The organism is Polaromonas sp. YR568, from assembly GCF_900116715.1.
Taxonomy (GTDB): Bacteria; Pseudomonadota; Gammaproteobacteria; order Burkholderiales; family Burkholderiaceae_C; genus Polaromonas.
In genome coordinates this window covers 76,128-98,964 of record NZ_FPBM01000012.1, presented here as the reverse complement: position 1 = coordinate 98,964, position 22,837 = coordinate 76,128, and the positions used below count along the sequence as shown (strand labels likewise).

Annotated in this window: 22 protein-coding genes; 13 read left to right on the top strand and 9 right to left on the bottom strand. The window is 64.0% G+C overall.

The window, feature by feature from the left end; translation table 11 throughout:
• Positions 1-118 precede the first annotated feature (118 nt).
• The gene (locus BM408_RS20535) at positions 119-1,333 is read right to left on the bottom strand and encodes a patatin-like phospholipase family protein (protein WP_092132344.1); all 1,215 of its coding nucleotides are present in this window, start codon (positions 1,331-1,333) and stop codon (positions 119-121) included.
• Between the two features lie 422 nt (positions 1,334-1,755).
• Between BM408_RS20535 and hpf the strand changes: the two genes are divergently transcribed.
• The 3 genes from hpf to hprK all read left to right on the top strand — a co-directional run bounded on the left by hpf (position 1,756) and on the right by hprK (position 3,747).
• Positions 1,756-2,085 carry a ribosome hibernation-promoting factor, HPF/YfiA family gene (hpf, locus tag BM408_RS20530; RefSeq protein WP_092132342.1) on the top strand — a complete coding sequence of 110 codons (330 nt, stop codon included), beginning with the start codon at positions 1,756-1,758 and terminating at the stop codon, positions 2,083-2,085.
• 204 nt (positions 2,086-2,289) lie between these two features.
• A complete protein-coding gene (ptsN, locus tag BM408_RS20525; RefSeq protein WP_092132340.1) occupies positions 2,290-2,763 on the top strand; it encodes a PTS IIA-like nitrogen regulatory protein PtsN in 474 nt (157 codons plus the stop codon).
• A 33-nt stretch (positions 2,764-2,796) separates the two neighbouring features.
• Positions 2,797-3,747: an HPr(Ser) kinase/phosphatase gene (gene hprK, locus BM408_RS20520; RefSeq protein WP_092132339.1), complete on the top strand. Its 951-nt coding sequence runs from the start codon at positions 2,797-2,799 to the stop codon at positions 3,745-3,747.
• A gap of 101 nt (positions 3,748-3,848) precedes the next feature.
• Here hprK and fur read toward each other — a convergent pair whose 3' ends face one another.
• Positions 3,849-4,301 carry a ferric iron uptake transcriptional regulator gene (fur, locus tag BM408_RS20515; protein WP_092132337.1) on the bottom strand — a complete coding sequence of 151 codons (453 nt, stop codon included), beginning with the start codon at positions 4,299-4,301 and terminating at the stop codon, positions 3,849-3,851.
• Positions 4,302-4,426: 125 nt separating this feature from the next.
• On the opposite strand from fur, the gene BM408_RS20510 reads away from it, so the two are divergent.
• The 6 genes from BM408_RS20510 (at position 4,427) to lptE (ending at position 10,255) form a co-directional block, all read left to right on the top strand.
• On the top strand, positions 4,427-4,999 hold the full coding sequence (locus BM408_RS20510; RefSeq protein ID WP_092132378.1) for an outer membrane protein assembly factor BamE: 573 nt from the start codon (positions 4,427-4,429) through the stop codon (positions 4,997-4,999).
• A gap of 41 nt (positions 5,000-5,040) precedes the next feature.
• Positions 5,041-5,829 carry a 4-hydroxy-tetrahydrodipicolinate reductase gene (gene dapB / locus BM408_RS20505; protein WP_256375266.1) on the top strand — a complete coding sequence of 263 codons (789 nt, stop codon included), beginning with the start codon at positions 5,041-5,043 and terminating at the stop codon, positions 5,827-5,829.
• A 34-nt stretch (positions 5,830-5,863) separates the two neighbouring features.
• Positions 5,864-6,505, top strand: a complete 642-nt coding sequence (locus BM408_RS20500) for a MotA/TolQ/ExbB proton channel family protein (RefSeq protein WP_092132334.1) — start codon at positions 5,864-5,866, stop codon at positions 6,503-6,505.
• Between the two features lie 4 nt (positions 6,506-6,509).
• Complete coding sequence (locus BM408_RS20495; RefSeq protein ID WP_092132333.1) at positions 6,510-6,947, top strand: ExbD/TolR family protein; 438 nt, start codon at positions 6,510-6,512, stop codon at positions 6,945-6,947.
• A 117-nt stretch (positions 6,948-7,064) separates the two neighbouring features.
• Positions 7,065-9,707: a leucine--tRNA ligase gene (leuS, locus tag BM408_RS20490; RefSeq protein WP_092132331.1), complete on the top strand. Its 2,643-nt coding sequence runs from the start codon at positions 7,065-7,067 to the stop codon at positions 9,705-9,707.
• A gap of 41 nt (positions 9,708-9,748) precedes the next feature.
• Positions 9,749-10,255, top strand: a complete 507-nt coding sequence (gene lptE / locus BM408_RS20485; RefSeq protein ID WP_092132330.1) for an LPS-assembly lipoprotein LptE — start codon at positions 9,749-9,751, stop codon at positions 10,253-10,255.
• 36 nt (positions 10,256-10,291) lie between these two features.
• On the opposite strand, the gene rocF is transcribed toward lptE, so the two are convergent.
• Positions 10,292-11,206, bottom strand: coding sequence for an arginase (rocF, locus tag BM408_RS20480; RefSeq protein WP_092132328.1), 915 nt, complete (start codon positions 11,204-11,206; stop codon positions 10,292-10,294).
• Complete coding sequence (locus BM408_RS20475) at positions 11,206-12,294, bottom strand: ornithine cyclodeaminase (RefSeq protein WP_092132376.1); 1,089 nt, start codon at positions 12,292-12,294, stop codon at positions 11,206-11,208. The genes rocF and BM408_RS20475 overlap by 1 nt, the downstream gene beginning before the upstream one ends.
• A gap of 139 nt (positions 12,295-12,433) precedes the next feature.
• On the opposite strand from BM408_RS20475, the gene BM408_RS20470 reads away from it, so the two are divergent.
• From BM408_RS20470 to gshA, 4 genes are all read left to right on the top strand, one after another.
• On the top strand, positions 12,434-12,856 hold the full coding sequence (locus BM408_RS20470; RefSeq protein WP_092132327.1) for an Lrp/AsnC family transcriptional regulator: 423 nt from the start codon (positions 12,434-12,436) through the stop codon (positions 12,854-12,856).
• A 17-nt stretch (positions 12,857-12,873) separates the two neighbouring features.
• Positions 12,874-13,962 (top strand): DNA polymerase III subunit delta, encoded by a 1,089-nt coding sequence (holA, locus tag BM408_RS20465; protein ID WP_092132325.1) that lies wholly within the window; start codon positions 12,874-12,876, stop codon positions 13,960-13,962.
• Positions 13,963-14,074: 112 nt separating this feature from the next.
• Positions 14,075-15,328, top strand: coding sequence for a glutamate-5-semialdehyde dehydrogenase (locus BM408_RS20460; RefSeq protein ID WP_305790684.1), 1,254 nt, complete (start codon positions 14,075-14,077; stop codon positions 15,326-15,328).
• Between the two features lie 152 nt (positions 15,329-15,480).
• Positions 15,481-16,776, top strand: coding sequence for a glutamate--cysteine ligase (gene gshA, locus BM408_RS20455; protein WP_092132322.1), 1,296 nt, complete (start codon positions 15,481-15,483; stop codon positions 16,774-16,776).
• Positions 16,777-16,894: 118 nt separating this feature from the next.
• Here the strand turns inward: gshA and BM408_RS20450 are convergent, their stop codons facing one another.
• The 5 genes from BM408_RS20450 to BM408_RS20430 all read right to left on the bottom strand — a co-directional run bounded on the left by BM408_RS20450 (position 16,895) and on the right by BM408_RS20430 (position 22,685).
• Complete coding sequence (locus BM408_RS20450; protein ID WP_092132321.1) at positions 16,895-17,182, bottom strand: transcriptional repressor; 288 nt, start codon at positions 17,180-17,182, stop codon at positions 16,895-16,897.
• The gene (locus BM408_RS20445) at positions 17,179-18,525 is read right to left on the bottom strand and encodes a PepSY-associated TM helix domain-containing protein (protein ID WP_092132319.1); all 1,347 of its coding nucleotides are present in this window, start codon (positions 18,523-18,525) and stop codon (positions 17,179-17,181) included. The genes BM408_RS20450 and BM408_RS20445 overlap by 4 nt, the downstream gene beginning before the upstream one ends.
• A 1-nt stretch (position 18,526) precedes the next feature.
• On the bottom strand, positions 18,527-20,956 hold the full coding sequence (locus BM408_RS20440; RefSeq protein ID WP_175541861.1) for a TonB-dependent siderophore receptor: 2,430 nt from the start codon (positions 20,954-20,956) through the stop codon (positions 18,527-18,529).
• 171 nt (positions 20,957-21,127) lie between these two features.
• Entirely contained in the window at positions 21,128-22,108 is a 981-nt protein-coding gene (locus BM408_RS20435) for a FecR family protein (RefSeq protein WP_175541860.1), read from the bottom strand.
• Positions 22,098-22,685, bottom strand: a complete 588-nt coding sequence (locus BM408_RS20430) for an RNA polymerase sigma factor (protein ID WP_092132315.1) — start codon at positions 22,683-22,685, stop codon at positions 22,098-22,100. Before BM408_RS20430 ends, BM408_RS20435 begins: the two co-directional genes overlap by 11 nt.
• Positions 22,686-22,837 lie beyond the last annotated feature (152 nt).

The window sequence follows — 22,837 nt, the reverse complement described above, 5'->3', positions numbered from 1 at the left end:
GTTGAAAGCTAGCGACTAGGGCTGCTTTCCAAGGATTTCTCCGTTATTGAATCAGCGGCGATTATGGCACTTCAGGCTGTGTTTATCTACCGCTCCCCACCGCGCTTTGCCACGCAAACTACATAAAGAAACTGATCAGTTCATCTTTACGCGCATAGGCATCGTGCTCGCCCAAGGCCATCAGCGCCTTTACAAAGCCGGGCTCAAACAGCAGGTAACTGGCCAGCGCCGCGCCGCCGGGGCTGCCTTTGGCGCCGAGCGCACCCAGGCCCGCCAGGGCGTTGTAAGTACCGGGCGGCAGTTCACTGGCGTGGGCTTGGGCCAATGCGTCCAGCGACTGCGAAGGCGCGATCGCGAGGATGTCGACCGGACGGTAGGGCATGATGGCCGCGATCTCGCGCGGCATCTGGCGCACGGTTTTGCTCACGCGCTGGGCCTGCTCCACGTCGGCCTGCAGCGTGTCCTGAAAAACGCTGGCCATGGCATGGCCGGCAATCGCACCCAGCGTGGGTCTGCCGCTGACGTTGGCGCCATTGCCGCCGGCAAAACTGGCGCGCTCAGGCTGCCCGACGCCGATCACCAGCACCTTGCCGGCGCCCAGGTGCAGGGCGGGCGACAGGGGTGAGCTCTGCCGCATCGAGCCGTCGCCGAAAAATTCCGGATGCCCGTCGACCCAGAGCGGTGTCGATGGAAACAGAAAGGGAATGGCGCTGGAGGCCATCAGGTGTTCGATGGTGATGGGCTGGAATTCCGCGCGCCGCCCGGGCCGGCTCCACAGATCGGACTGCCGGCCCGCGGCCATCTGGCAGAAGGTCCAGTGCACGCCGCTGCTGTAGCTGGAGGCTGTCACCGCCAGGGCCCGCAGGGTTTTGTCTTGCAGGGCCTGCTCGATATGGCTGAGCGAAATGGCGCGGTGCAGGGTGTCCACCAGCGGTGTGTTGTCCAGCAGCGCCTGCTGCGCGCGCACCTGCTGCGATAAAAACAGCGCAGCCGCGATGCGGCTTGAGCGTATCCACCTCGGCACCTTGAGTGTGTACACCTGTGACGAGCGCAGCGTGGTCCAGAAGCTGGCCAGTTGCGCAAAGGCTTGCAGGCCTTCGCCCGCGCGGCTTGCGAGGAAGGCGGCATTGAGCGCGCCCGCCGACGTGCCTACGAGAATCTTGAAAGGAAACTGCGCGTTGGCCGCGCCGCCTTGCAGGCTGAGCATGGTCGACAAGGCATGCAGCACGCCGGCCTGGTAGGCAGTGCGCGCGCCGCCGCCCATGAGCACCAGGGCATTGCGGTTCTCGTCGGGCCGGGTCAATGCCGAGGAAATAATGGTCTCAAGCGACATGGCGGGTTGTTGTGGTTTTGTTGCCGTGCGGGCAGCCGGCCCTTGTCTGTTCCTTGCACTTGCCGTGACGCATCGCAAAGCCTTCGCGGCCTGCCGCCGCGAATGTGTAAGCAATGATGCCGCCGGCACCTGTTTCGTGCAAGCCTTACGCGCCAGGCATTTTCATGCATGTGCATAAAAAACCAAACGAAATCAAAGGCTTGCCGCTGCGCACAAAACAAGGCGCTCGGGCGGCAGCGCGCAGCCCCGTGCGGGGTCAAGCGGTTTTTCAGAAGGTTTCACTATTTATTGCGGCGCAAGGTTGCATTTGAGGGGTATCGGGCGCATAGTAAATCCAAGAGAGTGTCCCCGTCTGCTGCCCCGCCCGCATGGGCCCGGCGGCGTTTTCAACCCAGCTCCAACTTTGGAAAAGGAGTCTCTTTATGAACTTGACGATCAGCGGTCACCATCTTGAAGTTACCCCCGCGCTGCGCGGTTATGTGACAAGCAAGCTGGATCGGATTACCCGGCACTTTGACCAGGTAGTGGACGTAAAAGTCCTGTTGACAGTGGACAACATGAAAGAAAAGGAAAGACGCCAGCGGGCCGAGTGCAATGTGCACGTCAAGGGCCGCGACCTGTTTGCCGAGAGTTCCCACGCTGATCTGTACGCCGCCGTAGACGAGTTGACCGACAAGCTGGATCGCCAGGTCGGGCGCTACAAAACCAAAACCCAGGATCACCACCACATTGCCGCCAAGCGCCAGGCCTGATTGGCCACTCCGCTTTTTGCTTCGCAACCCGCACTGGCCGGCCGGAAATCCCGCTCCGGGCCATTGCGGCCCCCGGATCGGGGCTTGCCAGGCAGGTGTCAGAAAAGTTGCCAAAAGCCGCTTGAGACGTCAAGCGGCTTTTTTATGCCTCTTTTTCCAGCAAACCCGCTGCAAAGTGCATAATTCGGCGACTAAAAGATTGTTATGAACCGTCTTTCGCAAATTTTGCCCCCCTCCCAAGTGCTGGTCAGTGTTGAAGCGACCAGCAAGAAGCGCGCTTTTGAAGAAGCCGGCTTGCTGTTTGAAAACCAGCATGGCCTGAACCGCGCGTTGATCACCGACAGCCTGTTTGCCCGTGAACGCCTGGGATCGACCGGTCTCGGCCACGGCGTGGCGATTCCGCATGGCCGCATCAAGGGCCTTAAAGCGCCTATGGCGGCGGTGTTCCTGCTGCAGGCGCCCATTGGCTTTGATGCGCCAGACGAGCAAGCTGTCGCGCTACTGATATTTTTGCTGGTGCCCGAAGCCGCGACGCAAAAACACCTTGAGATCCTCTCTGAAATCGCCGAGCTTCTCAGCGACAGCACCTTGCGCGAGCAGCTCAAGGCCAGCACCGATGCCGCTGCGCTGCATAACCTGATCGCTTCCTGGCACTCTGTCCACGAAGTCAGTTCCTAGACCTTTGCGGTCTTTTCCGATCTACAGGCAGGCATGAAGCCCACCGTTGTCAGCGCCGACGTTTTATTCGAAGACCACCGCGCCGCCCTGAAGTGGGAATGGATTGCCGGCCTGGGCGCCTCGGAGCGGCGATTTGACGAGGTCGCCGTGCGGGCCGCCCGCTCCGGCGCCGACCTGGTCGGTTATCTCAACTACATCCATCCCTACCGCGTGCAGATTCTGGGCGAGCGTGAAGTCGCTTACCTGACCAACGCCAGCCCCGAAGATTGCGCCCGCCGCATCTCCCGCATCATCACGCTGGAGCCGCCGGTGCTCATCGTGGCCGACGGCCAGGTGGCGCCCGACACGCTGCTGTCGATGTGCGAGCGCGCGCAGCTGCCGATGTTTTCCACGCCGGAGTCGGCGGCCTTTGTCATTGACGTGCTGCGGGCCTATTTGTCCAAGCACTTTGCCGACCGCACCTCGATGCACGGCGTGTTCATGGACATCCTGGGCATGGGCGTGATGATCACCGGTGAATCCGGCCTGGGCAAAAGCGAGCTTGGCCTGGAGTTGATCTCGCGCGGCCATGGCCTGGTGGCCGATGACGCGGTGGACCTGTACCGCATCAACCAGACCACGATTGAGGGTCGCTGCCCGGAACTGCTGCAAAACCTGCTCGAGGTACGCGGCATCGGCCTGCTCGACATCAAGGCCATTTTTGGCGAGACGGCGGTGCGCCGCAAGATGCGTCTGAAAATGATCGTGCATCTGGTGCGCCGCGAGACGCTGGAGCGCGACTACGAACGCATTCCCTACGAGCCACTGACGCAGGACGTGCTGGGCATTCCGGTGCGCAAGGTGATCATCCAGGTGGAGGCCGGCCGCAATATCGCCGTGCTGGTCGAAGCCGCGGTGCGTAATGCGATTTTGCAGCTGCGCGGCATCAACACCTACCAGGAGTTTGTGGAGCGGCACCGCCGCGCCATGGAGCAGGATGACTAGCCGAAGGTGCGGATAAACCTGTTCGCTATCAAACCGGTAGCTGCTTGCGCAAATAAATAAAGGGCCAGAGGCCCTTTATCTTTTTAAGCTCGTCTTAAAGCTCAACTGTGGTGATGCCGCACCGGCGTGCCATTGCGGTTCGGGCACTTGTCCTTGGTGCAGTTGGCGTAAATCGACAGGGAATGGTCGGCGATGGTAAAGCCTTTGGATTTGGCGACCGACTGCTGGCGTTTTTCGATCTCGGCGTCGTAGAACTCTTCGACCTTGCCGCAGTCCAGGCACACCAGGTGGTCATGGTGCTGGCCTTCGTTGATTTCATAGACGGCTTTGCCGGACTCGAAATTGCTGCGGTTGAGCAGGCCGGCCTGCTCGAACTGGGTCAGCACCCGGTACACGGTCGCCAGGCCGATGTCCGAGCGTTCTTCCAGAAGCACGCGGAACACATCTTCGGCCGTCATGTGGCGCTGTTTGCCTGCCTGAAAAATTTCCAGAATCTTCAGGCGCGGCAGCGTGGCCTTCAAACCCGTGTTTTTCAGCTCGTCAATGTTGCTCATGGGAAAACTCTCTGGGTAAAACCGGTGTAAAGCGGCAATGCGGCCCGTCTGGGCGGGTGCCGGCCGGGAACCCCCAGCCGCTACAATGAACAATCATATCGCTACACCCCCTTACTATGTCAGCCATGCCTGCAAATCATCGTTACAGCGCCCAAACCGCTCTTCTGCTCGTGGCTTGCACCGTGCTGGCCTCCTGCAGCAGCCTGCGCAGCGTGAGCGACAGCTCGATCAACCCCGTCAACTGGATCACACCCTACAAGGTCGACGTCATCCAGGGCAACTTCGTCTCCAAAGAGCAGGTCGAGCAGTTGCGCCCCGGCATGTCGCGCGACCAGGTCAAAGCCATCCTGGGCACCCCGCTGATGGCCAGCCTCTTTCACGCCGATCGCTGGGACTATGTCTTTACCCTCAAGCGGCAAGGCGTTGAGCCCCAGTCTTACAAATACACGGTGTTCTTCAAGGGCGACCAGCTTGACCGGTTTGCAGGCGACGACATGCCGAGCGAGACCGACTTCATCGCCAAACTGGGCAACAAGCGCAAGCTGGGCGATGTGCCCGTGCTGGAAGCCACTGAAGAGCAGCTGAACAAGGCCGCCGGAAAACCCAAGTCCGATGCAGCCGCCACCCCCGCCCCCGCCAGCGCGCCCGCAGGCGCAGCCACGGCCGTCTACCCGCCCCTCGAGAGCCCGAAACAGTGAGCGGGGCAGGCGTCACCCCAAGCCGCCACCACCGGGTCGCGGTGGCAGGCGCCAGCGGCCGCATGGGCCAGATGCTGATCGAAGCGGTCAACGCGAGCCCCGATTGCCAGTTGACGGGTGCGCTGGACATAGCCGCCAGCCCTTCCATCGGCCTTGACGCCGCCGCGTTCACGGGCCGCGCCAGCGGTGTGCTGATCAGCGCCGACATCCGCCAGGGCCTCAAAGATTCCCGTGTACTGATTGACTTTACGCGCCCCGAGGGCACCCTGGCCCATCTGGCCGCCTGCCGCGAGCTGGGTGTCAAGCTGGTCATAGGCACCACCGGGTTTTCCGACGCGCAGAAAGCCGAAATCGCCGCAGCCGCCAAAGACATTGCCATCGTCATGGCGCCCAACATGAGCGTGGGCGTTAACGTAACCTTCAAGCTGCTCGAGATGGCAGCCAAGGCCTTGTCGACCGGCTACGACATCGAAATCGTCGAGGCCCACCACCGCCACAAGGTAGACGCGCCTTCGGGCACCGCGCTCAAGATGGGCGAAGTGATTGCCGATGCGCTGGGCCGCGACCTCAAGGACTGCGCCGTTTACGCCCGCGAAGGCGTGACGGGCGAGCGCGACCCGTCGACCATCGGCTTTGCCGCCGTGCGCGGCGGCGACGTGGTGGGTGACCACACGGTGATGTTCCTGGGCACCGGCGAGCGCATAGAGATCAGCCACAAGTCCTCCAGCCGCAGCAACTATGCACAGGGCAGCCTGCGCGCCGCCCGCTTCCTCGATGCGCACGCCACCGGCCTTTTTGACATGTTCGACGTGCTGGGCCTGAAAAAATGAAGCCGGCCACGGCAGCTGCGGGGGTTCAGCGCTGATGGACTTCTTCAGCCTGATGACCCAGGGCGGTATCGTCAGCCAATTGGTGGCCATCCTGCTGCTGGCCATGTCGGTGGCCAGCTGGGTCGTGATTCTCTGGAAGGCCTGGCTGCTTCACCGCGCCGGCGGCGACGTGGCGCGCAGCACGGCCGTCTTCTGGCAATCCGCCTCGGTCGAGGAGGCCCGCGAAAAAGTCGCCGCTTTCGACCGCGAAGCGCTGGTTCTGCCCTTGATCGCCGCGACAAACATCCAGGCCGGCGGCACGCTGGCCTCGGCGGGCGACAAATCCCAGCAACTCACCCGCGTGCTGCGCGACGCCCTGCACCGCGTGCTGCACAAGCTGCAGTTCGGCCAGGTGCTGCTGGCCACGATCGGCTCCACCGCGCCCTTTGTCGGGCTGCTGGGCACCGTCTGGGGCATTTACCACGCCCTGGTCGGCATCGCCTCGGCCGGCCAGATCACCATCGACAAGGTCTCCGGCCCGGTCGGCGAGGCCCTCATCATGACGGCGGCAGGCCTGGCGGTGGCCATCCCGGCCGTGCTGGCCTACAACGTGTTTGGCCGCTACATAGGCCGCATCGAGGCCGACCTCGAAGGCTTCGCCCGCGATTTGCGTGAGTTGCTGGCTCACAAGGCCTGAGACCATGGCTTTCGGCCGCCTCGAACGCACCCAGGGCCCGCAGCCCATGAGCGACATCAACGTCACTCCGCTGGTGGACGTGATGCTGGTGCTGGTGGTGATCTTCATCATCACGGCGCCGCTGCTGGCCAGCACCATCCCGCTCAGCCTGCCCAAAACCGATGCCGCCCAGCCCGACGGCACGCCGAAGTTCGTGACCCTGGTGGTCGACAAAACCGGCCAGGCGTTCCTGAACGAGCAGCCCCTCAACCTCGACGAGCTGGCCCGGCAACTGGCCGAAACCGCCCGGCGCAACCCCGATACCGAAGTCCAGTTGCGGGCCGACGAGGGTGTGGTGTACGGCAAGGTGGTGCAGGTGATGGGCGTGGCGCAAAAGGCCGGCCTGAGCCGCATCGGCTTTGTGGCCGACCCCGGGCCGCCCGGGGCCGCCCCAGGCAAGTAAGCCGCCCGGCGCGGCCCAGCCCCTAAAATCGGGGATTCGCGGCAACAAGGCTGTCCGGCCCCGCTGCCAGCCTCTTTACCGCTTTCGCTTTCCGTTCTTCCGCCTTCCCGGTTTTTCATGCAAGACAAATACAACCACCTCGACGTTGAGCGCGATGCTCAAGCCCACTGGACTGCAGCCGACGCCTACCGCGTGACGGAAGACGCCAGCCGCAAGAAGTACTACGCCTGCTCCATGCTGCCTTACCCCAGCGGCAAGCTGCACATGGGCCATGTGCGCAACTACACCATCAACGACATGCTCACGCGCCACCTGCGCATGAAGGGCTACAACGTCCTGATGCCCATGGGCTGGGACGCCTTCGGCCTGCCGGCCGAAAACGCCGCCATGAAAAACGGCGTGCCCCCGGCGAAGTGGACCTACGACAACATCGCCTACATGAAAAAGCAGATGCAGGCGATGGGGCTGGCCATCGACTGGAGCCGCGAAGTGGCCACCTGCGACGCGAGCTACTACAAGTGGAACCAGTGGCTCTTTTTGAAGATGCTGGAAAAAGGCATTGCCTACCGCAAGACCCAAGTCGTCAACTGGGACCCGGTTGACCAGACCGTGCTGGCCAACGAGCAGGTGATCGACGGCAAGGGCTGGCGCACCGGCGCGGTGGTCGAAAAGCGCGAGATCCCCGGCTATTACCTCAAGATCACCCAGTACGCGGATGAATTGCTCAACAGCGTCAGTCACGAACTGCCCGGCTGGCCCGAGCGCGTCAAGCTGATGCAGGAAAACTGGATCGGCAAGAGCGAAGGCGTGCGCTTTGCCTTCACGCACGACATTCAGGATGCAGCCGGCAAGCTGATTGGCGACGGCAAGATGTACGTCTTCACCACGCGCGCCGACACCATCATGGGCGTGACCTTTTGCGCCGTGGCGCCTGAACACCCGCTGGCGCAGCACGCCGCCGTGTCCAGCCCCAAAGTCGCCGCCTTCATCGAAGAAAGCAAGGCCGGCGGCACGACCGAAGCCGAACTCGCCACGCAAGAGAAAAAGGGTGTGCCCACCGGCCTCTTCGTGACGCACCCGCTCACCGGTGACAAGGTCGAAGTCTGGGTCGGCAACTATGTGCTCATGAGCTACGGCGACGGCGCCGTGATGGGCGTGCCCGCGCATGACGAGCGCGATTTCGAGTTCGCCAAAAAATACAAGCTGCCTATCAAACAGGTGGTCGACGTCAAAGGCCAGACCTACAGCCTTGACGCTTGGGCCGACTGGTACGGTGACAAGCAGCAAGGCGTGACTATCAATTCGGGCAAATACGACGGCCTGGGCTGCAAAGCCGCGGTAGACGCAGTGGCCGCCGACCTGGCGGCCAAGGGCCTGGGCGAAAAGAAGACCACCTGGCGCCTGCGCGACTGGGGCGTGAGCCGCCAGCGCTACTGGGGCACGCCCATCCCCATCATCCACTGCGAAGAGCACGGCGCTGTGCCGGTGCCCGAAAAAGACCTGCCCGTGGTGCTGCCGCAAGACTGCGTGCCTGACGGCTCGGGCAACCCGCTGCACAAGCATGCGGGCTTTCACGCCGGCGTGGTCTGCCCCGTGTGCGGCAAGCCCGGCCGCCGCGAGACCGACACCATGGACACCTTTGTCGATTCGTCCTGGTACTTCATGCGCTACTGCGACCCGAAGAACGACGGCAAGATGGTGGCCGACGGCGCCAACTACTGGATGCCGATGGACCAGTACATAGGCGGCATCGAACACGCCATCCTGCATTTGCTCTACGCGCGCTTCTGGACCAAGGTGATGCGCGACCTGGGCCTGGTGAAGGTCGACGAGCCCTTCACCAAGCTGCTGACACAAGGCATGGTGCTCAACGAGGCTTTCTCACGCACGACCACCGGCAAACAGTACTTCTGGGCGCATGAGCTCGACATCGTGCGCGACGAGCACGCCAAGGTGATCTCCGCCACGGCCAAAGCCGACGGCCTGCCGGTGCCCTATGAGGGCTGGACCACCATGTCCAAGTCCAAGAACAACGGCGTCGATCCGCAGGACCTGATCGAGAAATACGGCGCGGACACCGCCCGGCTCTACACCATGTTCACCGCCCCGCCCGACACCACGCTGGAGTGGAACGACGCCGCGCTGGAAGGCTCGTACCGCTTTTTGCGCCGTGTCTGGAATTTCGGCGTCAAGCTGCATGCCATGAATTCGGGTGCTGGTAACGCGGCATCTGCCGGGGCCGCAGCCGGTTATGACAAGGAAACCAAGGCGCTGCGCCTGGAAATCCATACGGTGCTCAAGCAGATCGATTACGACTACCAGCGCATGCAATACAACACCGTGGTGTCGGGCAACATGAAGCTGCTCAACGCCATGGAAGACTTCAAGGGCGCGGCATCCGCAGGTTCGGCGGCCGCGCTGCACGAAGGCTTCAGCATCCTGCTGCGCTGCCTCTACCCGGCCACGCCGCACCTGGCGCACGCGCTGTGGTCGCAGCTCGGCTATGCGGCGCAGCACGGCGATCTGCTTGACGCCTCCTGGCCTGAAGTCGATGCAGCGGCGCTGCAGCAAGACGAGATCGAGCTGGTGCTGCAGATCAACGGCAAGCTGCGCGGCGCCGTCACGGTGCCGGCCGGCGCCGACAAGGCCGCCATCGAGGCAGCCGCTCTGGCGTCCGACGTCTTTATCAAGCAGGCCGCAGGCGCATCCGCCAAAAAGGTGATCGTGGTGCCGGGCCGCCTGGTCAACATCGTCATCTGAGCCCCTTCCGGAATTTCTTCCAAAGAAAGACAAGGCCACCCATGCAGCGTCGCGCACTTCTCACCCTCGCAGCTTCCGCCGCCGCGCTCAGCCTGGCCGGCTGCGGCTTTGCCCTGCGCAAGGCGCCCAACTTTGCTTTCACCAAGCTTTTCTCCAGCCTTTCAGAGAGCTCACAGCTGGGCGTGGAGCTCAGGCGATCGCTGCAGGCCACCCGCAAGGTGGAGGTGATCTCCGACGTTCGCCGCATCAACGAGGCGCAGGTGATCCTGGACGTGCTGGGCGACCAGCGTGAGAAGGTGGTGCTCAGCCTCAATGCCACGGGCCAGGTGCGCGAGTTCCAGCTGCGCCTGCGCTTTCGCTTCAAGCTGCGCACACTGGCCGGCAAAGAGCTGATTCCCGACACCGAAATCCTGCAGCAGCGTGACATCAGCTTTAACGAATCCGCCGTGCTCGCCAAGGAGGCGGAAGAAGCCCTGCTGTACCGCGACATGCAAAGCGACGTTATCCAGCAGATCATGCGCCGCCTGGCGGCCGTGACGGAGCTTTAAGCCGGGCTGCGGGCACTACCCCGCGCTACCCCGGCATCAAGCCCGCATCAGCGTGCTCTTGCCGAAGAGGCTCTCAATCAAATCCACCGCCACTTCAGCCGTGCCATTGCGCACGTCCAGCGCCGGGTTGAGCTCCATCACGTCGAGCGAGCCCAGCAGGCCGGTGTCGGCAATCATCTCCATGCACAGCTGGGCTTCGCGATAGGTCGGGCCGCCCTTGATGGCGGTGTCCACGCCGGGCGCGATGGATGGGTCCAGAAAGTCCACGTCGAAGCTCACATGCAGGTGGGTGTTGGCGTCCATGCCGGCCAGCGCTTTTTCCATGGTGTGGCGCATGCCCATCTCGTCGATGTAGCGCATGTCGAACACTTCCAGGCCTTCCTGCCGCACAAAGCGTTTTTCGCCTTCGTCCACGCTGCGGATGCCGATTTGCCGTATTGCCTTGGGGCTCATGGCGGGCGTGGCGCCGCCAATGCTCGTGAGCTCGGCCGGGCCGTGGCCGCACAGCACCGCCACCGGCATGCCGTGCACATTGCCGGTGGGCGTGAGGGCGTTGGTGTTGAAGTCGGTATGCGCGTCCAGCCAGAGCACGCGCAGCGTCTTGCCCGTGTTGCGGCAATGGCGCGCGACGGCGCTGATTGAGCCGATGCCCAGGCAATGGTCTCCGCCCAGCAGTATGGGCAGGTGGCCGGCTGCCAGGCTCTGGTACATCGCTTCATGCACCGCCTGGTTCCAGGCCGTGACTTCGGCCAGGTGCCGGTAACCCTCGTCAGGCGGCAGCCACGGGTTGGTGGGGCCGGCCAGGTTGCCGGTGTCGACTACTTGCAGCCCGCGGCCGTGCAGCGCCTCGCGGATGCCGGCCACGCGCAAGGCTTCAGGGCCCATGGAGGCGCCGCGGCTGCCCGCGCCTATGTCGGTGGGAGCGCCAATCAGCGCGACGGAAGTGGTCATCAACGGGCCATTTCAGGGGTGGGGGAAATGCGTGCTGCCTTGGCGGCGGGGGCTGCGGCGGGCGCCAGCAGGCCGAACAGGTTTTTGGGGTTGTCCAGGTGCGGCACCAAATCGATTTGCCGGCGGTTGGCAGCGTCGGCCAGTTGCAGCTTGTGCAAATAGCGCAGGGCCGAATAGTCTTCCAGCGCAAAGCCAACGGAATCAAAAATCGTGACTTCTTCGGGCGATGCGCGCCCTTTGGCCGTGCCCTTGAGCACGTCGGCAAACTCGGCCACCTTGAAGTCTTCCGGCATTTGCTGGATCTCGCCTTCGATGCGCGACTGCGGCTCAAACTCAACCACCACGCGCGCGTCCTTGCGCAGCAGGATGTCGGCGTGCAGCTCGGTCTTGCCGGGGCAGTCGCCGCCGACTGCGTTCAGGTGCATGCCGGGGCGGATCATCTCCGGCGTCAGGATGACGGCGTTGCGTTTGTCGGCAGTGATGGTGGTCACAATGTCGGCTCCTTGCACGGCTTCTGCGGCTGACTGGCAAATCGTCACGCGCAGGCCCTGCAGGCCCATTGCATGCAGGTTACGGGCCAGTTTATCGCTGGCAGCCGCGTCGATGTCAAACAAGCGCACTTCGCGAATGCCCAGCATGTGGTGAAAAGCGATCGCCTGGAATTCGCTTTGCGCGCCGTTGCCGATGAGGGCCATCACGCGACTGTCCGGGCGGGCCATCCATTTCGCGGCCAGCGCCGACATGGCCGCTGTGCGCAGCGCGGTGGTGATGGTGAGCTCCGACAGCAGCAGCGGGTAGCCGGTGTCCACATCGGCCAGCACGCCGAAGGCGGTGACCGTCAGCAAACCCAACTCGGTGTTTTTGGGGTGGCCGTTGACGTACTTGAAGGAGTACTGGTGGCCGTCGCTGGTGGGCATGAGTTCAATCACGCCGTCGGGCGAGTGGATGGCGTGGCGCGCCGACTTGTCAAAGTCGTTCCAGCGCCGGTAGTCCAGCTCGATCTCGCCGGCCAGGCCTTCGATAAAGGAGGCGGCGCCGCGCTGGCGCACGATTTTCTGAATGCTCTCAATGCCAATGTAGTCAACCATGATGGGGCTCCCGGTCTTTATGTTGATTTCCATTGTCCGCAGCCCTCGTGGCAAAGAAAAGTCAGTAAGTTGATCAAATTAATGTCTTCTTTGAACAAATAGCCAGTCTTGATTGGCGTTTCGACAATAAAATCAGGCCATGGACGACACCGACCGCCAACTGCTTTCCCTGCTGCGCGACGACGCCCGGGCGTCGGTGGCCTCGCTGGCCAAGGTCTTGCGCGTCTCGCGCGGCACGGTGCAAAACCGCCTGGCCAAGCTGGAGGCGGGCGGCACCATCACCGGCTACACCGTGCGCCTCAAACCCCAGGCCGAGGGCCACCGCATACGCGCCTTCATGACCGTGGCCGTTGAAGGCAACCGCACAGACGCCGTGCTGGCCGCCCTGCGCGGCGACCCGGCCGTGAGCGCGCTGCACACCACCAATGGCCGCTGGGATATGGTGGCCGAACTGCAGGCCGACAGCCTGGAGGCCTTTGACCGCGTGCTGAGCCGCATCCGCCTGCTCGAAGGCATTGCCAATACCGAGACCAGTTTGCTGCTGTCGACCACGAAACTGTGAACAACTAAACTCCCGTCATGAATCTGGCCCCCGCCCAACTCCAGGAACACCTCAAGCGCGGTTTAAAAAGCCTGTACACCCTGCACGGCGACGAGCCCCTGCTGGTGCAGGAGTTTGCCGACGCCCTGCGCGGTACGGCGCGCGAGCAGGGCTACACCGAGCGAACGGTGCACACCGTGGCCGGCGCGCATTTCGACTGGAGCGAGGTGCTGGCCAGCGGCGGCTCGCTCAGCCTCTTCGCCGACAAACAAATCGTTGAGATCCGCATCCCCAGCGGCAAGCCCGGCAAGGACGGCTCCGTCGCGCTGCAGCAGATCGCCGAACGCGCGCAGGGTGACGATTCCACCCTCACCCTGGTCATGCTGCCGCGGCTGGACAGCATGACGGCCAAGGGCGCCTGGTTCGGCGCGCTCGAAAGTTTTGGCGTCACCGTCAAGTTCGACCCGATAGACCGCCGCAGCCTGCCGCAGTGGATTGCCCAGCGTTTGCAGCAACAGGGCCAGCGCGTGGCCGCCGGCGAAGAAGGCCAGCGCACGCTGCAGTTCTTTGCCGACCGGGTGGAAGGCAACCTTTTGGCCGCGCACCAGGAAATTCAGAAGCTGGGCCTGCTGTACCCGGCGCAATCCGGCAGCAGCGACGGCATCCTCACTTTTGACCAGGTCGAAAACGCCGTACTCAATGTGGCGCGGTATGACGTCTTCAAACTCTCTGAAGCCGTGCTGGGCGGCCAGTCGGTGCGCGTGGCGCGCATGCTCGACGGCCTGCAGTCCGAGGGCGAGTCCGAAGTGCTGGTGCACTGGGCGCTGGCTGAAGACATCCGCAGCATGAAGCGCGTGAAAGACGCTATTCAAGCAGGGCGTCCCATGCCGATGGCGCTGCGCGAAAACCGCGTCTGGGGCATCAAAGAGAAATTATTTGAACGCGTGCTGCCGCAAATCGGCGACACCACCCTGGCCAACCTGCTGAACGCCGCCCACAAGGTCGACGGCATCGTCAAGGGCCTGAAGCAACCCGACTGGCCGGCCGACGGCTGGCAGGCGCTGCACAGGCTGGCGGGCATGGTGTGTGAACAATGTGCGGCGCCTTCCCGCACGCGGCAGGCTTAGCCCCCAACGCCCTGGGCTTGCGTCAGAAGCCTAAAATGGTGCGATGAACGCGCCTGACTCCCACAAAGCCCTTTCTTCTTCCAGCGGCCTCGCCAGCGATGTCCCGGGTTTGATGAATGCGCTGGGATCCAAGGCAAAAACCGCTTCTGCCCAGGTGGCACGTGCGTCAGCCGCTATCAAAAACAAAGCATTACTGAACCTGGCCGCCTTGCTGCGCCAGAACCTGACGGCGCTGCAAACCGCCAACCAGCGCGACCTGGAGCGCGCCACGGCTTCAGGCCTGGCTGGGCCCATGCTGGACCGCCTCAAGCTCACCCCCAAAATCATCGAAACCGTTGCGGTGGGCTGCGAGCAATTGGCCGTGATGCCCGATGTGATCGGCGACATCATCGGCATGAAAGAGCAACCCAGCGGCATTCGCGTGGGCCAGATGCGTGTGCCCATCGGCGTGTTCGGCATGATTTACGAGAGCCGGCCCAATGTGACGATCGAAGCCGCGTCGCTGGCGATCAAGAGCGGCAACGCCTGCATCCTGCGCGGCGGCTCCGAGGCGATTGAGTCGAACAAGGCGCTGGCCGCACTGGTGCAGCAGGCGCTGGTGGATGCCGGCTTGCCTCCAGAGGCGGTGCAACTGGTGCCCACTACCGACCGCGAAGCCGTGGGCCACCTGATCGCCATGCCGCAGTATGTGGACGTGATCATCCCGCGCGGCGGCAAGGGCTTGATCGAGCGCATCAGCCGCGATGCCAAGGTGCCGGTCATCAAACACCTGGACGGCAACTGCCATGTGTATGTCGATGACCCTTGCGACATCGATATGGCAGTGAAAGTGGCCGACAACGCCAAGACGCAAAAATACAGCCCCTGCAATGCCAGCGAAGGCTTGCTGGTGGCGCGCGGTGTGGCGGCGCAGTTCTTGCCGAAGATCGGCGCGATTTACGCCGACAAGGGCGTGGAGATGCGCTGCGATGTCGAAGCGCAGGGCATCCTGGCCGGCATTAAAGGCGCTAACCTCAAGGCCGCGACCGAGCAGGACTGGTACGAGGAATACCTCGCGCCCATCATCAGCATCAAGATCGTGGCCGGTATTGACGAAGCGATCGCCCACATCAACCAATATTCCAGTCACCACACCGACGCCATCCTCACGCGCGACCACATCAACGCCCAGCGTTTTCTGCGCGAGGTGGACTCAGCCAGCGTCATGGTGAATGCGAGCACCCGCTTCGCCGATGGCTTCGAGTTTGGGCTGGGTGCCGAAATCGGCATCAGCACCGATAAGTTCCACGCGCGCGGGCCGGTCGGCATTGAGGGGCTCACGTCCCTCAAATATGTGGTGCTGGGGCAGGGCGAAGTCCGCTCCTGAAGCCATGCCGGGCCGCGAGCCCGGCCGACGGATTTTTGGATGGCTTGCGGCGGCGTTACCCCTTGTAACCCCGGCAACCCATCCCAATATCCCTAAAATTCGGTCAGATATAACCGAAGTAAATAACAGATTCCCTCATCGAAAGTGGCCGAATGGTTCCGCACCTCATCACCGCCCTGAACGGCCCCATCAACGAACTCGAACAACGCGTCCTGGACTCCACCCCCGCCATCGAGCGCTGGTTCCGGCTGGAGTGGATGGAGCACACGCCGCCTTTTTACAGCTCGGTCGACATCCGCAATGCCGGCTTCAAGCTTGCCCCGGTCGACACCAACCTCTACCCCGGCGGCTGGAACAACCTGACGCCCGAGATGCTGCCGCTGGCGGTGCAGGCCGCCATGGCCGCGATCGAAAAAATCTGCCCCGAGGCGCGCAACCTGCTGGTCGTGCCCGAGAACCACACGCGCAACAGCTTTTACCTCTCCAACGTGCTGCAGCTCAAGCGCATCTTTCACCAAGCCGGCCTCAATGTGCGTTTCGGCTCGCTCAGCCCCGAGATCAAGGCGCCGACCACGCTGAACCTGCCGACCGGCGAGACCATCACCATCGAGCCGCTGATCCGCACCGACCGGCGCCTGGGCCTGAAAGATTTCGACCCCTGCACCATCCTGCTGAACAACGACCTGTCGGCCGGCATTCCGGGCATCCTGGAAGACATTAACGAGCAGTACCTGCTGCCGCCGCTGCATGCCGGCTGGTCGGTGCGCCGCAAGTCGCACCACTTCAAGGCCTATGAAGAAATCTCCAAGCGCTTCGGCAAGCTGCTGGGCATAGACCCCTGGCTCATCAACCCGATGTTTGCCCAGTGCGGCGAAGTCAACTTCGCCGAGAACACCGGCATGGAGTGCCTCACCACCAACGTCGATGCGCTGCTGACCAAGATCAAGCGCAAGTACAAGGAATACGGCATCAATGAAAAGCCGTTTGTCGTCGTCAAGGCCGACAACGGCACCTACGGCATGGGCATCATGACGGTGCGCGACGTGAAGGACCTGGACGTCCTGAACCGCAAGACCAAGAACAAGATGAGCACGACAAAAGACGGCCAGGCGCTGTCTGAAGTGATCATCCAGGAAGGCGTGCTGACCAACGAGCGCGTCAATGAGGCGGTGGCCGAACCCGTGGTCTACATGATGGACCGCTATGTGGTGGGCGGCTTTTACCGCGTGCATGCCGAGCGCGGCGTGGACGAAAACCTCAATGCGCCCGGCGCCAGCTTTGTGCCGCTGGCCTTTGCCGACAGCGGCCGCCTGCCGCAGCCCGGCGAAAAGCCCGGCTCCAGCAGCCCCAACCGCTTTTATATGTACGGCGTGATCGCCCGCCTGGCGATGCTGGCCGCCAGCTATGAGCTGGAAGCCACCGACCCGGACGCCGAGGTCTATGACTGAAGGCGCCGCCCGACAATGAAGAATGCCCCGAAAGGGGCTTTTTCATGCCCGCTTCAGTTTTTTTGAGTGTGTTTTTGACCTCTGACCCAATAAAGACGGGTGCAAGCAGCTATCAAAATCAGAGCGACCCTGTTTCGGCGGATCCAGGCACAAACACCAGCCAGAACAGGTTTTTGCCGCCGCCAAACCCTGGCTTGCCCGGTGTGCAGGCCAGCAGCCGGTCCTCATGCAGGCGCCGCACCATCCGGTAAACGGCTGAGAGGCTGGCGGGTGTTCCGCGTGCCAGCAGGCGCTGGTAGACCTCGTCGGCGGTCAGTGGCTCGCTGGCGGTGGCTTCAAACACCGCCAGCACCTGCTGCAGCCGCGGCGTCAGGGCCGGCGCAAGTGGCTGTGCAGGTGGCCTCATCGTCTGAGGCCCGCCTCTGTTTCAGGCAATGGCCGGATGGCGGCATCGGCGCTTGCAGGCGGCGCTGCCTGCGAGGCCTGAACTGGCTTTGCGGCCGCAGCGCTTGCGCGGCGTGAGCGGCGCTTCTTCCACCAGATGTAAACCCCGGTCACGCTGAGCATGGCCACCACCACGCCCATGGCCGAGATCAGGATGCGCCCCGGAATGCCCAAAATGCGGCCGGAGTGCAGCGGAAACTGCGCCTGCACAAAGATGTCGGCGGCCGTGCCTTTCCAGGGCTCGCGCTCGCCCAGCACGCGGCCGTCCAGGCCGTCGAAGTAGAGGCGCCGATGCCCCACACCACCGGCGCCGTGCCCGTCTTCAGGGTGAAAGAAGTCCACGCCGTAGACGCCAAACGAGGGTGTGTAAAACACCGAGCCGGCGGGCTCGTCCCAGCCGCGCTTTGCCGCTTCCTGGCCGGCGGTGCCCAGCACCTGCGCAAAGCCGAGCCTGGGAATGATGGGCTGATTCTCGTCAGCGGGTTTGCGCACATCGAAAGGCGACGGGGTGACCTGGGACACCAGCGACATCGCCGGAAAAAACACTTCGCGGTAGAGGTTGAGCGAAAAGGCCGTGAAGGCCACGATGAACAGCAGGGCCCAGGTCCACAGGCTGCCTGCACGGTGCAAGTCAAAGTTCAGCTTGTACGGGCCGCCCTTCCAGCGCACGCGCCATGACGGCTTCCAGCGCTGCCACCAGCCTTTGCCTTGCGGTGGTGCGGGGGTTTCGTCTTGTGCCAGTTCTTTCGCCCGCCGGCGCGCGGGCAGGGTCAGGTAGAAGCCGGTGAAGCAGTCGACGGTCCAGATGAGTGCGATCACACCCATCAGCCACACGCCCCAACGGTCAATGCCCCAGAACTCGGGCATATGCAGGCTGTAGTGCAGCACGTAAAGAAAAGAGATGATGTTTTCCTGGGTGACCGGCCACACGGCGCCCCATTCGCGCCGGCCCAGTTCCTCGCCGGACGCGGCGTCGACAAACACCTGGTTGAAGCCGGGTTTGACCAGCTTGCCTGTGGCCGGGTCAACGCGGCCGTCGACACCAAAAGCCAGCGAGTGGCCGGGCTCAGGGGCCAGCGGCACAAAAGTCACCTGCACTTGCGGGTGCCGGGCCTCGATCTGCCGGACCAGTTCCAGCGACGGCAGCGGCTGGCCTGCCGAACGTGCATCGGTGAGCTGCGGGTTCAGCCACTCGTCGAGTTCATGGTCCCAGGAAATCACCGCCCCGGTCACGCCGGAGACGAACAAAAAGCCCGCGATCAGCAGGCCTGCCCAGCGATGGAGAGCGACGAATGCCTGGCGCATGTCAGAACCGGTAGCGTGCCGTCAGCAGCACGTTGCGCTCGTTGCCTCGGAAGTAACTGCCGTAGGACACGCCGCTGAAGTAGCGCCGGTCAAACAGGTTGTTTACGTTGATCGCGAAACGCCATGGGCCGGTGTCGTAGCGCAGCGCAAGGTCGGCCAGCGTGTAGCCCGGCTCCGACGAGGTGTTGGGCGTGTCGTTCCAGCGCTTGCCGACGTAACGCACACCACCGCCTATGCTCAGGCCGCGCAGTTCCTCGCCGGTGAACAGGTAGTCGAGCCAGACCGACGCCGTTTGTTTCGGTGTGAGGACGGGCATCTTCTGGATTTCGGCCGGGTCGGCGCTGGCCAGCACTTTGAGGTCGAGCAGTGTCAGTGAGCCGGTCAGGCGCAGGCGCTGCGACAGTCTGGCTTTTGTTTCAAGCTCGATCCCGCGTGAGCGCACCTTGCCGATCTGGCGTGCCTCGAAGCTTGTCGGGTCGTAGGTCACGACGTTGGTCTTTTCGAGGTTGAACAGCGCGGCCGTAAACGACACCGAGCCGTCTTCGGGGATGTACTTGATACCGGCCTCGACCTGCTTGCCGTAGCTCGGCTGGAACGTGGCGCCGGCCGCATCCACGCCGACGTTGGGCACAAACGATTCGGCATAGCTCACATAAGGTGACCAGCCGTTGCCGAGGAGGTAGTTCAGCCCGACCCGGCCGCTGGTGACGCGGTCGGTCCGTGACGTGCGTGTTGCGTTGAAGCGGTCGTTGTTGTCGGATTTGACGGTGTCGTGGCGCGCGCCCACGGTCAGGGTCCAGCGCGGGTCGATCTTGATCTGGTCCTGCGCATAAAGGCCCCACTGGGTGGTCGTGAGCTCGGTGTCGGCGACCTGCGTGGCCGGGTCGGCGATGCCGCCGGCATACACCGGGTTCGACAGATCGAGCGAACTGGTCATGTCCTGCGAGCGGCGCCATTGGGCGCGGCTGCGGTCTGCGTCGATGCCGAACAGAAGCCGGTGCGACAGCGCACCGCTTGTCACGGTGCCCTGCACCGAGGTGTCGACGGCGGTCTCGTCGACCGACTCGACGTCATGCCGGGCCTGCCGGTCCAGTGTGGTCGGCGTTGCGCCTATGAACGAAAGAATGTGGCGCTTGTCGAGCGTGCGGCGCGCGTGGCGCAGCTTCTGCTGAAAAGTCCAGCCATTGTCGAAACGGTGTTCCAGCTGGTAGCCGACGGCGTCGGAGCCGGTCTTGATGCGGCTGTAGGCCGGGTCGCCCTCCTTGACGCGGGTCGGCAGGCCGTCGGCGCCCGTCACGTACTGCACGTCGTCCGAAGCGTCGTCGCGCAGGTATTCGGCCTGCAGGACCAGCGAGGTGCTGCCGGAGATCTGCCAGCGCAGCGAGGGCGCGAGGTAGCGGCGCTGCTGGTCCATGCGCACGCCGTTCGGGTAGCGCTCCTGCGTGCCGGTGTCCAGGCCGGTGCCGACCAGGCGGTACAGCACCTTGCCGTCGGCATCAAACGCGCCGCCCACATCGACGCCGATCTGCTTGCGGTCAAAGCTGCCGGCCTGCACCGTGATCTCGCGCACCGCATCGGCCTGCGGCAGCTTGCTGACCCGGTTCACCACGCCGCCGACATCGCCTTTGCCGAACAGCACCGACGACGGGCCCCGCAGCACTTCAAGGCGCTCCAGGCCGTAGACCTCGGTCTGCACGCCGAGAAAGGTGATGCCGACGTTTTGCGCCAGGCCGTCGCGGTAGCTGCTGGTGTACCAGCCGTCAAAGCCGCGCAGCATGACCCAGTCGAGCGCGCGTGAATCGAAGCCGTAGGGGTTGACGTTGACACCCGGGGTTTGCAGCAGCGCGTCGGTCAGCGTTGTCACGCCTTTGTCTTCGAGTTCGCGCGCGCCTATCACCGAGATGGACTGCGGCGTCTCGAGGATGGCTGTATCGGTTTTGGTGCCTGTTGCGCTGCGAGTAGCGACGTAGTCGCGCAGCGGCCCGCCGGCGCTCTCGCGCTCTGCGGTGGCCGTCACCGTGACGGCTTTCAGGCTGTTGCCCTCGGCCGCGTCCGGCGCGGCCCGCTCCACCGTCAGCGTTTGCCCCACGGCGCGCACTTGCAGGCCGCTGCCGGCCAGCAGCCTGGCCAGCGCCTGCTGCGCCGTCATCCGGCCTGTCAGGGCGTCGGCGGTTTTGCCGGCTACGAGTTCACCGGCGGCCAGCACCTGCACACCGGTCTGGCGCGACAGCGCAGCCAGGGCTTGCCCCAGCGGCTGCGCCGGCAGGTTGATGTCGAAGGCGGCGGCTTCGGCCTGCGCATGGGCGGGCGGGGCCAGCATGCCGAGGGAGCCGATGGCGGCGCCTGTCAGTGCCGCGATGAGCGTGGTTTTGCGGAAGTGGTCTTTGAGCGAACGCTGCTTGCGTAGGTTGTGTAGGCCGTGTGGCTGCATGAGATTTCCGTCGTCCCCGGCAAGGCATGGCTTGCGGGCAATGGTGTTATTGGCTGTGCGCCTTCGGCAGGGCCGGCGGTGCATGGCTGACGGGTAGAAGACGGATGATGCGCAAAAACGGAGACAGGGTTAGCGAAATTTTCTTCAGCTTTTTTCAACTGTTTCCCGGCCCTAGCGGGCGGAAATGCGCATGCCGCCATCGGCCTGCGCCGTGACGGCCACCGGCAGCACCGAGGGCAACGCCGCCAGAAAGCTCGCCGGGTCATTGGCGCGAAAGCGCCCGGTCAGGCGCAAGGCGGCCGCGCTGGCGTCCAGGGCCATAGGCTTGCTGAGGAAGGCGTTGATGGCGGGCAGGGCTTCGTCGAGGCGGGTGTTGTCAAACACCAGCCAGCCGCTGCGCCAGGCCGCCACGTCCAGCACGTCGATCTGGCGAACCGGGCCGGCCGTGCCATCGCGCAGGGTCAGGGCCTCGCCTGCGCGCAAATCGACGGCCGGCAGCGGTTCACCGGCCGAGACCGGCCGCACGCGCACATGGCCGCGCTCCACGCTCACCGACATCAGGCCGCTTCGCTCGGCAACGCTGAAGGCCGTGCCGAGCACCTCCACGGTGCCAGAGGGCGTGGTGACCACAAAAGGCTTGTCCACATCGTGCGCCACATCAAAGCGCGCCTCGCCGCGCAGGAGCCGCACCGTGCGGCGGCTGCGGTAGAGCGCAACAGACAGCTCGGTCTGCGCGCTCAGGTCGATGCGGCTGCCGTCCGGCACCGTGACATCGAGCAATTGCCCGGTGCCGGTGCGGTAGTGCCTGGCAAAGCGGGGCTGTGAATCGTCCAGGTAGAAACGCCAGCCCAGCACACCGGCCCCTGCGGCCGCAATGCCCAGCGACAGCAGCGCGCGGCGCTGCCGGCTGGCTGGTTTGGCGGTCGGCTGGGACTGGGGTTCGCTGAACTGTTCGCGCAATGCCGGCGCCATATTGCCCAGCAGCCGCCAGCGGCGGTCGGCCTCCTGGTAGGCCGCTTCGTGCCGGGCGGATTCGGCGCGCCAGCGCGCCAGTTTTTGCAGCGCCCGCTGGGCGGCCTGCTCCGTGCCCACGTCCGCGCTGGCGATCAGCGTCAGCGCGTGTTCCACCAGGCCGGCCACGTCAGCTTGCATGGCTGCCTGCCAGTTGGGGTTTGTGATGTGCTGGTGGAATTGCCGCGGGTTGTGCGGCGCCATGGCTGGCGAGTTCAGTCAGGCCGGCCGCGCAGTCCAGCGTGGCGCGCACCACATGCTTGGCCACCGCCGCTTCCGTGATGCCCAGGCGCCCGGCGATTTCCTCGCGGCTGTAGCCGTAGACCTTGAACAGTACAAAGACGTCGCGGCGGCGGGGCGGCAGTTGCTCCAGCAGTGCGGCTACCCGCGCCAGCAACTGGCGCTGCGAGGCGACCTGCTCGGCCGAAGGTGCAGCCGCCTCCAGGTGCTCAGCCGTGCTGGCTGCCAGCCAGGCCTGTTCGGTCTGGCGATGCCGGCCGGCGTCGATGCAGAGGTTGCGCGCGGTGTGAAACAGCAGCGCCCGCGGAAACTCAATGGCCTCCATGCCGCCGGCTGTTGCGCTGGCGCGGGTGTAGACCTTCTCAAAGCTGCTTTGGGCAATGTCCGCCGCGTCGTCGGGGTTGCGCAGCTCGTGCGCCAGGTGCCGGCGCAAATCCCGGTAGGCGGCAAGCAGCTCCTGAACAACTTCGCGCAACATGGTGGGACTGGGTGAAAGACGAGAATGGCTGGATATTAATGAGAACTATTCTCATCTTACCCGGCTTTCCCGCCCTGGCGGCGTTTCCCCGTGAACTTGTGTCGTACATACGGCTTGCGCCCACGGCCAGTGCGCGTGGCCAGCTATGGAAA

Excerpts from the sequence above, each read along its gene's own strand:
- gshA (WP_092132322.1), top strand. The coding sequence starts at position 15,481 with ATGGTTCCGCACCTCATCACCGCCCTGAACGGCCCCATCAACGAACTC.
- BM408_RS20440 (WP_175541861.1), bottom strand. The coding sequence starts at position 20,956 with ATGCAGCCACACGGCCTACACAACCTACGCAAGCAGCGTTCGCTCAAA.
- BM408_RS20500 (WP_092132334.1), top strand. The coding sequence starts at position 5,864 with ATGGACTTCTTCAGCCTGATGACCCAGGGCGGTATCGTCAGCCAATTG.
- BM408_RS20445 (WP_092132319.1), bottom strand. The coding sequence starts at position 18,525 with ATGCGCCAGGCATTCGTCGCTCTCCATCGCTGGGCAGGCCTGCTGATC.
- rocF (WP_092132328.1), bottom strand. The coding sequence starts at position 11,206 with ATGACCACTTCCGTCGCGCTGATTGGCGCTCCCACCGACATAGGCGCG.
- leuS (WP_092132331.1), top strand. The coding sequence starts at position 7,065 with ATGCAAGACAAATACAACCACCTCGACGTTGAGCGCGATGCTCAAGCC.
- BM408_RS20430 (WP_092132315.1), bottom strand. The coding sequence starts at position 22,685 with ATGTTGCGCGAAGTTGTTCAGGAGCTGCTTGCCGCCTACCGGGATTTG.
- BM408_RS20475 (WP_092132376.1), bottom strand. The coding sequence starts at position 12,294 with ATGGTTGACTACATTGGCATTGAGAGCATTCAGAAAATCGTGCGCCAG.
- hprK (WP_092132339.1), top strand. The coding sequence starts at position 2,797 with ATGAAGCCCACCGTTGTCAGCGCCGACGTTTTATTCGAAGACCACCGC.
- BM408_RS20535 (WP_092132344.1), bottom strand. The coding sequence starts at position 1,333 with ATGTCGCTTGAGACCATTATTTCCTCGGCATTGACCCGGCCCGACGAG.
- BM408_RS20495 (WP_092132333.1), top strand. The coding sequence starts at position 6,510 with ATGGCTTTCGGCCGCCTCGAACGCACCCAGGGCCCGCAGCCCATGAGC.
- BM408_RS20510 (WP_092132378.1), top strand. The coding sequence starts at position 4,427 with ATGCCTGCAAATCATCGTTACAGCGCCCAAACCGCTCTTCTGCTCGTG.
- BM408_RS20450 (WP_092132321.1), bottom strand. The coding sequence starts at position 17,182 with ATGAGGCCACCTGCACAGCCACTTGCGCCGGCCCTGACGCCGCGGCTG.
- BM408_RS20435 (WP_175541860.1), bottom strand. The coding sequence starts at position 22,108 with ATGCAAGCTGACGTGGCCGGCCTGGTGGAACACGCGCTGACGCTGATC.
- lptE (WP_092132330.1), top strand. The coding sequence starts at position 9,749 with ATGCAGCGTCGCGCACTTCTCACCCTCGCAGCTTCCGCCGCCGCGCTC.
- BM408_RS20470 (WP_092132327.1), top strand. The coding sequence starts at position 12,434 with ATGGACGACACCGACCGCCAACTGCTTTCCCTGCTGCGCGACGACGCC.
- fur (WP_092132337.1), bottom strand. The coding sequence starts at position 4,301 with ATGAGCAACATTGACGAGCTGAAAAACACGGGTTTGAAGGCCACGCTG.
- holA (WP_092132325.1), top strand. The coding sequence starts at position 12,874 with ATGAATCTGGCCCCCGCCCAACTCCAGGAACACCTCAAGCGCGGTTTA.
- BM408_RS20460 (WP_305790684.1), top strand. The coding sequence starts at position 14,075 with ATGAATGCGCTGGGATCCAAGGCAAAAACCGCTTCTGCCCAGGTGGCA.
- ptsN (WP_092132340.1), top strand. The coding sequence starts at position 2,290 with ATGAACCGTCTTTCGCAAATTTTGCCCCCCTCCCAAGTGCTGGTCAGT.
- hpf (WP_092132342.1), top strand. The coding sequence starts at position 1,756 with ATGAACTTGACGATCAGCGGTCACCATCTTGAAGTTACCCCCGCGCTG.